Raw genomic sequence first — 6489 nt, 5'->3', positions numbered from 1 at the left:
GTCTGGTGCGTGCGATCGCAAGGCGCCGGAGCGCCCTCGTGGCGGAGCCACGTGGGCGTTTCGGCAACGCGGCGAGCGTGCGTGCCAGACACCGCGAGGCAGGCGGCAATTTGACGACAGGGCCTAGGCAGCCACCCCGTCCACCTGCAGCGTCTGAACCGCTCCCGCCGCGAACGGCACGGCCACCGACTTTCCGTTCAGATAGGTGTCCGCGTACTCCCGGTAGAGGTCGCCGCTGCCGGAGGTGAGGGTGTTCCAGCGTCGGACCAGACCGCCCGTGCCACCCGTCACGGTACCGAAGCGCGAGAGGTCGAAGGTGAAGGTCTGGGCCGAGGAAGACGTGTTCAGCGCCACTATCACCAGGCGGTTCGCCGTCGTGTCCAGGGCCGCTACCGCGTAACTCACCCCGGTGTCCAGGATCGTCACGCCGGGGCGGATGTGACGGCTGAACTGGGCCATGACGTAGTACTTGGTCTGGACCGTCGTCGGCTGGAGCGTGCTCTGGTCGTACGCGATCATGGCCCAGCCGGTCGACGGGTCCATCACCTGCCAGTAGCACCAGGCTGTCGGGTGCAGCCAGCGGAAGTCGTAACAGAGGTTACGGGCCAGGGTCCAGCCGGTGCCGTCGCTGTCGCCGGTCTCGGAGTTCCAGAGCTTCTTGCCGGACGTCGTCACCACGTCCGTGTAGAGGAGGTCGCGGCGGCCGCCCGCCCCCTGGTATCCATGCACGTTGACCTGGTTGACCAGGGCTTTCGTGGACGAGTTGAAGGAGGCCCACGTGGAGCGGGCCGTGTCGTAGTTCGTCTCGTCGGAGGCGGAGATACGGATGCCTGTCAGCCCGCGTTTGTCCAGCTCACTGCGCATGTACGGGAGAACGGCCGCCTGGACCGCGGGGTCCATGTGACAGCCCTCCTGGGTGCCGGTGGCGGTCCACCAGGTGGAGGCGGGCTCGTTGAAGGGGTCGACGGTCGCGAAATTCACGCCCCAGTTGTTCTTCGCGTGCAGGGCCACCGCGGCCAGATGCGAGGCGTGCTGGCGGTAGTTCCAGGACTGGAGGTTGTTGCCGCCGTCGGAGGCGCCCGACGGATTGTGGTTGTAGCACATCCACCACATCGGGGAGTTGGCGAACAGCTCGGCCGTCGCGCCGCGTTGGACGGCCTTCGTCAGTGCGGCGCGCTGAGTGGCGTCCGCCGTCCAGTCCCAGGCCGAGGACGTCGGGTCCTCGTTGTTCCAGTCCTGCCAGTAGCCCTCGATCTGCTTGAAGGCGGGGATGTTCGGTGACGCGACCATGCTCTCGCCGTTGACGCTGTTCCCGCTGCACGCGCCGAGGTTGTAGCGGGCGATGTTCAGGCCCAGGCCCGGGAGCGTTGTTCCGTTGTACGTGATGGACTTGGTGGTGAAGAAGAGGTCGGCGAAGTCGTCCCGGTTGCCGAACACGTTCGCCCACCAGGCCAGCGAGGTGCCCCAGCCCTCCCAATTCCCGTACGTAGACCCGGGGTTGACGGCGATCGTAGCGTCGGCGTGGGCGATGCCCGTGCCCAGGGCGCCACTGAGGAACGCGCCGCCCGCAGCAGCCAGCACGGCTCTGCGGCGAACCGTCGACTTCTCCGAGAGGCGTCCTGCTGACTGCTCCGAGGACGCCTCCGAGGGCTTCTCTGATGCGCTCATGCCATCTCCGGGGTGGGGGGTGGGAGGGCGGACCCTGAAGGCCGGTGTGAAAGGTGTTGCTGTCGCTAGCGTCGGGGCAACCGGTGCGATTGTCGAGAGCTGTGACAGCGCTTTCCCAGATTTTTTATGAGGGTTGTGAGAAGGGGCAGAGTAACTGGCGTCTCAGAGTGAGGTGTCGGCCTTTGAGGCGGATTGCGCGGCGTCATCATTCACCAAGAGCCAGGAACAACGACTGCTTTACGATCGAAGCGTGACGATCAAGTACGAGTGGCGGGGCGACTTCGACAATGCCTCCCTCAACGCGCTGCATGCCGAAGGCTTCGGCCACCCGGTCACTCAGACCGACTGGCGAACGCGACTGCAGCGTCACAGCCTCGGCTGGGTCTGCGCGTGGGAACACGGCACCCTCATCGGCTTCGTCAACGTCGCCTGGGACGGCGGGGCTCATACCTTTCTCCTGGACACGGTGATCGCACAGCCATGGCGCGCACGAGGAGTTGGCGCCGCGCTTGTCGCAGCCGCGGCCAAGGAAGCTCGTGCGGCCAACTGCGCGTGGCTTCATGTTGACTTCGAGGAGCGCCTGCGTTCGTTCTACTTCGATGCCTGCGGCTTCAAGGAGACGACAGCCGGTCTGATCGCCCTGTAACTCCCTGGCCCAAAGCCACTGGCCTGGTGAGCATGTCCACGGGGCGATGTCAGGATGCCCTGCCACGTTCTCCCCGATCTCAATCGTCACCGAACGCGCGCCAGCCAACCACAAGTCGAGCCAGTGCCCGAAGTCCATCGACACTGCCCCCCCCCACGTGAAGAAACCAATCTGACCTACACCATCCCGACCTGGTTTTTCGATCTCAAGGCACTCGCTGCCAAGACCGGCAATCATGAGCTGCCGGAGCAAGCGACCGGCGCGCACCACCCGGTCGAGGACGTCCGTCACAAGCGGGCGATGTACCAGTACCTGCTGATTCTGAAGGAGAACTGACTATGCGTATCCGATTTGCCCTTGCTGTCACTGCGGCCGCCACGCTCGCCCTCGGCCTCACCGGCTGTTCCGATCAGCACGATGCCGGCCCAGCCGGGAAGGTCATAGCGAAGGACACCGACCGGGAGTGCAAGACCAAGGGAACCGGCAAGAAGAAGCGCCGCTCGTGCCACACCGAGTACGAGCTGACCGTCCGTACACCCAAGGGCGACGAGGTCGAGTTCGATGTGTCGAGCTCGGACTACTACAAGTGCTCCCAGGATTCGTCGTACCCGAAGTGCACGAAGCAGTGACTGCTTCCGTTCATGTGGCCCGTCGCACTCGAGCGGCGGGCCTGTCCACAGGACAGGCACCGGGCTATGAACCCCGCCTCGAACAGTCAGCCGTCGAACGATCACCGAAGGAGCAATAGGCATGCCTCTTCTGCCGTACGACGCCGTGCTCTGCGACATCGACGGCGTCCGGCTGGAGCGGGACCTTGCCCGACAAGGACTCACCGACCTCGCCGACGTAGTGGTGAACACCGCTCGCATCGGCGTTGCGAAACCCGATCCCCACGTCTACCTCATCGCTGCCGAACGCCTCGGAACCGCAGCCGAACGCTGCCTGTTCATCGACGACACCGCCGCCAACGTCGTGGCTGCCCGCGAAGCAGGAATGGCCGCTCTCCACTACCGACAGATCGAAGACCTCCGCCAGGCACTCTCGCCGCTGATTGACGTCGACAGTTCCCGGACTCAAGAGCCCTGAACACGAGGGGGCGTACAGGCCTTCACCGGTTCGGCACCCAGCACGCCGGATCCCGATCAGCGCGGTGGCGGCGAACTCCACGCCGCCGAGCCTCAGTCCGAGGCCGTACGCCTACGGGCCAGTTCCCTGTCCGCCTGCGGCAGCGCGTCCGCGGCCAGCAACCGCGGCAGCAGATCCGGTTCGAGTGTCATCGCACGGAAGACGAGCGCAACGGTCACGTCGTGGTCGGGCCGGTGCACGATCTCGACCGGGTCGCCGGCACGGATGTCTCCGGGTTCGATCACGCGCAGGTACGCGCCTGGCAGTGCGGCCTGGGTGAACCGCTTGATCCAGCCGTCGCGCTTCAGCCACCCCTGGAACGTCGCGCACGGGATCCGTGCGCACGACACCTCCAGGACGACCTCGGATCCAATGCGCCAACGCTCGCCGATCAGAGCACCGTTGACATCCAGGCCAAGGGTCGTGAGGTTCTCCCCGAAGGCTCCGTTGGCAAGCGGCGTGCCCAGCTCGGCCTGCCACCCGTCGAGGTCTTCGCGGGCATAGGCGTAGACAGCCTGGTCGGAGCCGCCGTGGTGCTTTACGTCATAGACGCGATCGCCCACCAGACCGACCGAGCCAGTGCCCTTGGGGCCGGGGTCGCTGACGGCGACCGGACCGTCGACAGGCCTCTTGTCGATGCCTGTCGCGCTGAGACCCTTCCACGGGTTGGGCTGGGGCTTGCCGACATTGACGGAGAGCAGCTTCATGGCGGCGACAGTACGGTCCGCTGCTCGCCGGCGCGACGCAATTCCTTGCCAACCCTTGGAGCTGGCCGTCCCGGCCCCCTTGAGGCGGCCGGACCGGTCAGGAATCGAGAAGCGCGGGTCACGGAGCCGCGCCTAGCGTGAGGGCCATGGACATCACCATTCACACGAGCTTCCTCCCGCATGACGACCCGGACGCGTCCCTGGCCTTCTACCGCGACACCCTCGGCTTCGAGGTCCGCAGCGACGTCGGACAAGGCACGATGCGCTGGATCACGGTCGGCCCCGTCGGCCAGCCCGACACCTCCATCCTCCTGGCGCCGCCCGCAGCCGACCCCGGCATCACTGACGACGAGCGCCGCACCATCACCGAGATGATGGCCAAGGGCACCTACGGCTGGATCCTGCTGGCCACCCGGGACCTCGACGGCACCTTCGAGAAGGTGCAGGCCGGCGACACCGAAGTCGTCCAGGAGCCGACCGGGCAGCCGTACGGCATCCGCGACTGCGCCTTCCGTGATCCCGCGGGCAACCTGGTCCGCATCCAGGAACTGCGCTGAGCCGTCCGGCCCTCGATTCTGATTCGGCCATGATGGTCGGCGTTGCGTTGCGACCACCTGCGAGGAGTCGGGCGGCCATCGATACATCGATACAGCGCTGAACAGGAGTTCTCTCATGTGTCACCCCTCGTGGGGGCGCGCACGCACCGCGGCGCATCGCCGGGGCGACCTCGCGCGACTGCGCCGCGTCCGCGACCGGATCGACCGGGAGTACGCGCAGCCGTTGAACGTCGAGGCGCTCGCTCGCGGCGTGAACATGTCCGCCGGGCACCTCAGCCGCCAGTTCCGGCTCGCGTACGGTGAGTCGCCGTACACGTACCTGATGACGCGTCGCATCGAGCGCGCGGCGGCTCTGCTGCGTCGTGGCGAGCTCAGCGTCACCGAGGTCTGCTTCGCGGTCGGCTCATCTCCACGCCGCGCGCCTCGGTCACCGGCCGCAATCTGCTGGCGGACGGCCGGGTGCGCCTCAGCCTCGGGCCGACCCGCGACGTCGTCGTCGTCGACGGCACCGCCGAGCCGGTGGACCTTGCCGACCTCGCCCCCAAGACGGGCGACGCGTTCGCGACCAAGACCGGATTCGACCCGCGCGAACTCGACGAGCCCTATCAGTACTTCCTGATCCGGCCGCGGCGCATCCAGGCCTGGCGTGAGGCGAACGAGCTGCGGGGACGCGACCTCATGCGCGACGGCCGCTGGCTCGGCTGACCGCCGCACAGGAAAACACACGCCCGTGCTGGCGTCGGCGTCGAGCCTGCTGTCGGTGCTGCTCGCGGTGGCCGTGAACGTGGCGACCAGTGGCACGCTGCCAGGGCCGGTGGGCCCGCTGCGAGGGCTGGCGTGGCCGCTGGTGGTGCTGGCGCTGGTGACGGTGGGGTTCGCGGTCTGGCAACAGCGCCTGGCGGAGGACCGGGGAAGTCCCGCGGCGGGCGGTGGCGGGCCGCTGCGCTGGGTGGCACCAGCCGAACTTCCCTCGTCCGTCGATGACTTCACGGGCCGGACGACGGATTTGCGGGAGCTGGGGCCTCGGCGACCGCACCCGCCTCGGCGTCGCCCTGCTCCACCTCACGCGCGCCCTCCTCGCCGCCCACCGGCCCGCCGAGGCCGCCGTCTGCCGCGCCGAGGCCGACACCCTCCTCGCCGGCACCGACCTCCCGGACTCCGCCGAGGCCCGGGCCCACCTCCCGGCACCGCGCGCCTGACAGGACTTGACCGAGTGAGCCGAGGACAAGCTCTGGATCGTTCTCAGGAGTCGCCGTCACTCGTGCGGCGCAGCTCTCCGCCGGCGATCAGGGGTGCATTCTGGCGCCCTTGAGTACCTTGTCGACCGCGTTGCGCGGCCCGTACACGGCCAGACCCACCAGATCCAACTGGTCCTTCGTCACGGCCCGAACCGCCGCGCGGTTGTCCCGGTCATTGCCCGTGGCGAAGAGGTCGGAGGTGAACACCGACCGGGGAAGCGAGCGCGACAAGGCTCGGCTGTGCGCCGCGGTCAGTGTCTCCTTCGTCCCCTCGAAGACCAGGACGGGCTGGCGGAACATCGGCAGATACGGGGTGCCGTCGGCGTCGGCATACGGTTCGCCGATCACCTCGGGCAGCTGTGAGCCGAGGCCGCTGACCAGGAACGCGGTCACGTTCAGCCGCTGCCAGGTCTGAAGGTCCTCGCGCAGCAGTACGGCGATCTTGGTGTCGAAACGTACAGGTGCATTGTCGGTCGTCATGCTCTGAGGGTGCCGACCGTCCTGCCGCACCGTCTTGTACATTCCTTGCGTGACTCCACCCACGCGTA

Annotated in this window: 10 protein-coding genes; 7 read left to right on the top strand and 3 right to left on the bottom strand. The window is 67.4% G+C overall.

Features of this window, described 5'->3' with window-relative positions:
- Positions 1-123 precede the first annotated feature (123 nt).
- Positions 124-1668 carry a beta-1,6-galactanase gene (locus tag ACWD4J_RS37760; RefSeq protein WP_451400052.1) on the bottom strand — a complete coding sequence of 515 codons (1545 nt, stop codon included), beginning with the start codon at positions 1666-1668 and terminating at the stop codon, positions 124-126.
- A gap of 250 nt (positions 1669-1918) precedes the next feature.
- Here ACWD4J_RS37760 and ACWD4J_RS37755 point away from each other — a divergent pair, with 250 nt between their 5' ends.
- The 4 genes from ACWD4J_RS37755 to ACWD4J_RS37740 all read left to right on the top strand — a co-directional run bounded on the left by ACWD4J_RS37755 (position 1919) and on the right by ACWD4J_RS37740 (position 3400).
- Entirely contained in the window at positions 1919-2314 is a 396-nt protein-coding gene (locus tag ACWD4J_RS37755; RefSeq protein WP_451400051.1) for a GNAT family N-acetyltransferase, read from the top strand.
- Positions 2315-2437: 123 nt separating this feature from the next.
- On the top strand, positions 2438-2650 hold the full coding sequence (locus ACWD4J_RS37750) for a hypothetical protein (protein WP_451400050.1): 213 nt from the start codon (positions 2438-2440) through the stop codon (positions 2648-2650).
- A gap of 2 nt (positions 2651-2652) precedes the next feature.
- Entirely contained in the window at positions 2653-2943 is a 291-nt protein-coding gene (locus ACWD4J_RS37745) for a hypothetical protein (RefSeq protein WP_451400049.1), read from the top strand.
- A gap of 121 nt (positions 2944-3064) precedes the next feature.
- Positions 3065-3400 carry an HAD-IA family hydrolase gene (locus ACWD4J_RS37740; RefSeq protein ID WP_451400048.1) on the top strand — a complete coding sequence of 112 codons (336 nt, stop codon included), beginning with the start codon at positions 3065-3067 and terminating at the stop codon, positions 3398-3400.
- A 92-nt stretch (positions 3401-3492) separates the two neighbouring features.
- Here the strand turns inward: ACWD4J_RS37740 and ACWD4J_RS37735 are convergent, their stop codons facing one another.
- Positions 3493-4146, bottom strand: a complete 654-nt coding sequence (locus tag ACWD4J_RS37735) for an MOSC domain-containing protein (RefSeq protein ID WP_451400047.1) — start codon at positions 4144-4146, stop codon at positions 3493-3495.
- A 146-nt stretch (positions 4147-4292) separates the two neighbouring features.
- Here ACWD4J_RS37735 and ACWD4J_RS37730 point away from each other — a divergent pair, with 146 nt between their 5' ends.
- From ACWD4J_RS37730 to ACWD4J_RS37720, 3 genes are all read left to right on the top strand, one after another.
- On the top strand, positions 4293-4703 hold the full coding sequence (locus ACWD4J_RS37730) for a VOC family protein (RefSeq protein WP_451400046.1): 411 nt from the start codon (positions 4293-4295) through the stop codon (positions 4701-4703).
- Positions 4704-4818: 115 nt separating this feature from the next.
- Positions 4819-5322 carry a helix-turn-helix transcriptional regulator gene (locus tag ACWD4J_RS37725; RefSeq protein ID WP_451400045.1) on the top strand — a complete coding sequence of 168 codons (504 nt, stop codon included), beginning with the start codon at positions 4819-4821 and terminating at the stop codon, positions 5320-5322.
- A 361-nt stretch (positions 5323-5683) separates the two neighbouring features.
- Positions 5684-5902: a hypothetical protein gene (locus ACWD4J_RS37720; protein WP_451400044.1), complete on the top strand. Its 219-nt coding sequence runs from the start codon at positions 5684-5686 to the stop codon at positions 5900-5902.
- An 87-nt stretch (positions 5903-5989) separates the two neighbouring features.
- Here ACWD4J_RS37720 and ACWD4J_RS37715 read toward each other — a convergent pair whose 3' ends face one another.
- Positions 5990-6421, bottom strand: a complete 432-nt coding sequence (locus tag ACWD4J_RS37715; RefSeq protein ID WP_451400043.1) for a DUF2000 family protein — start codon at positions 6419-6421, stop codon at positions 5990-5992.
- Positions 6422-6489 lie beyond the last annotated feature (68 nt).

The sequence above is a fragment of the Streptomyces sp. NPDC002577 genome (assembly GCF_053594815.1).
The sequence above is the reverse complement of the archived record's forward strand: the minus strand, read 5'-3'. Positions and strand labels throughout refer to the sequence as shown.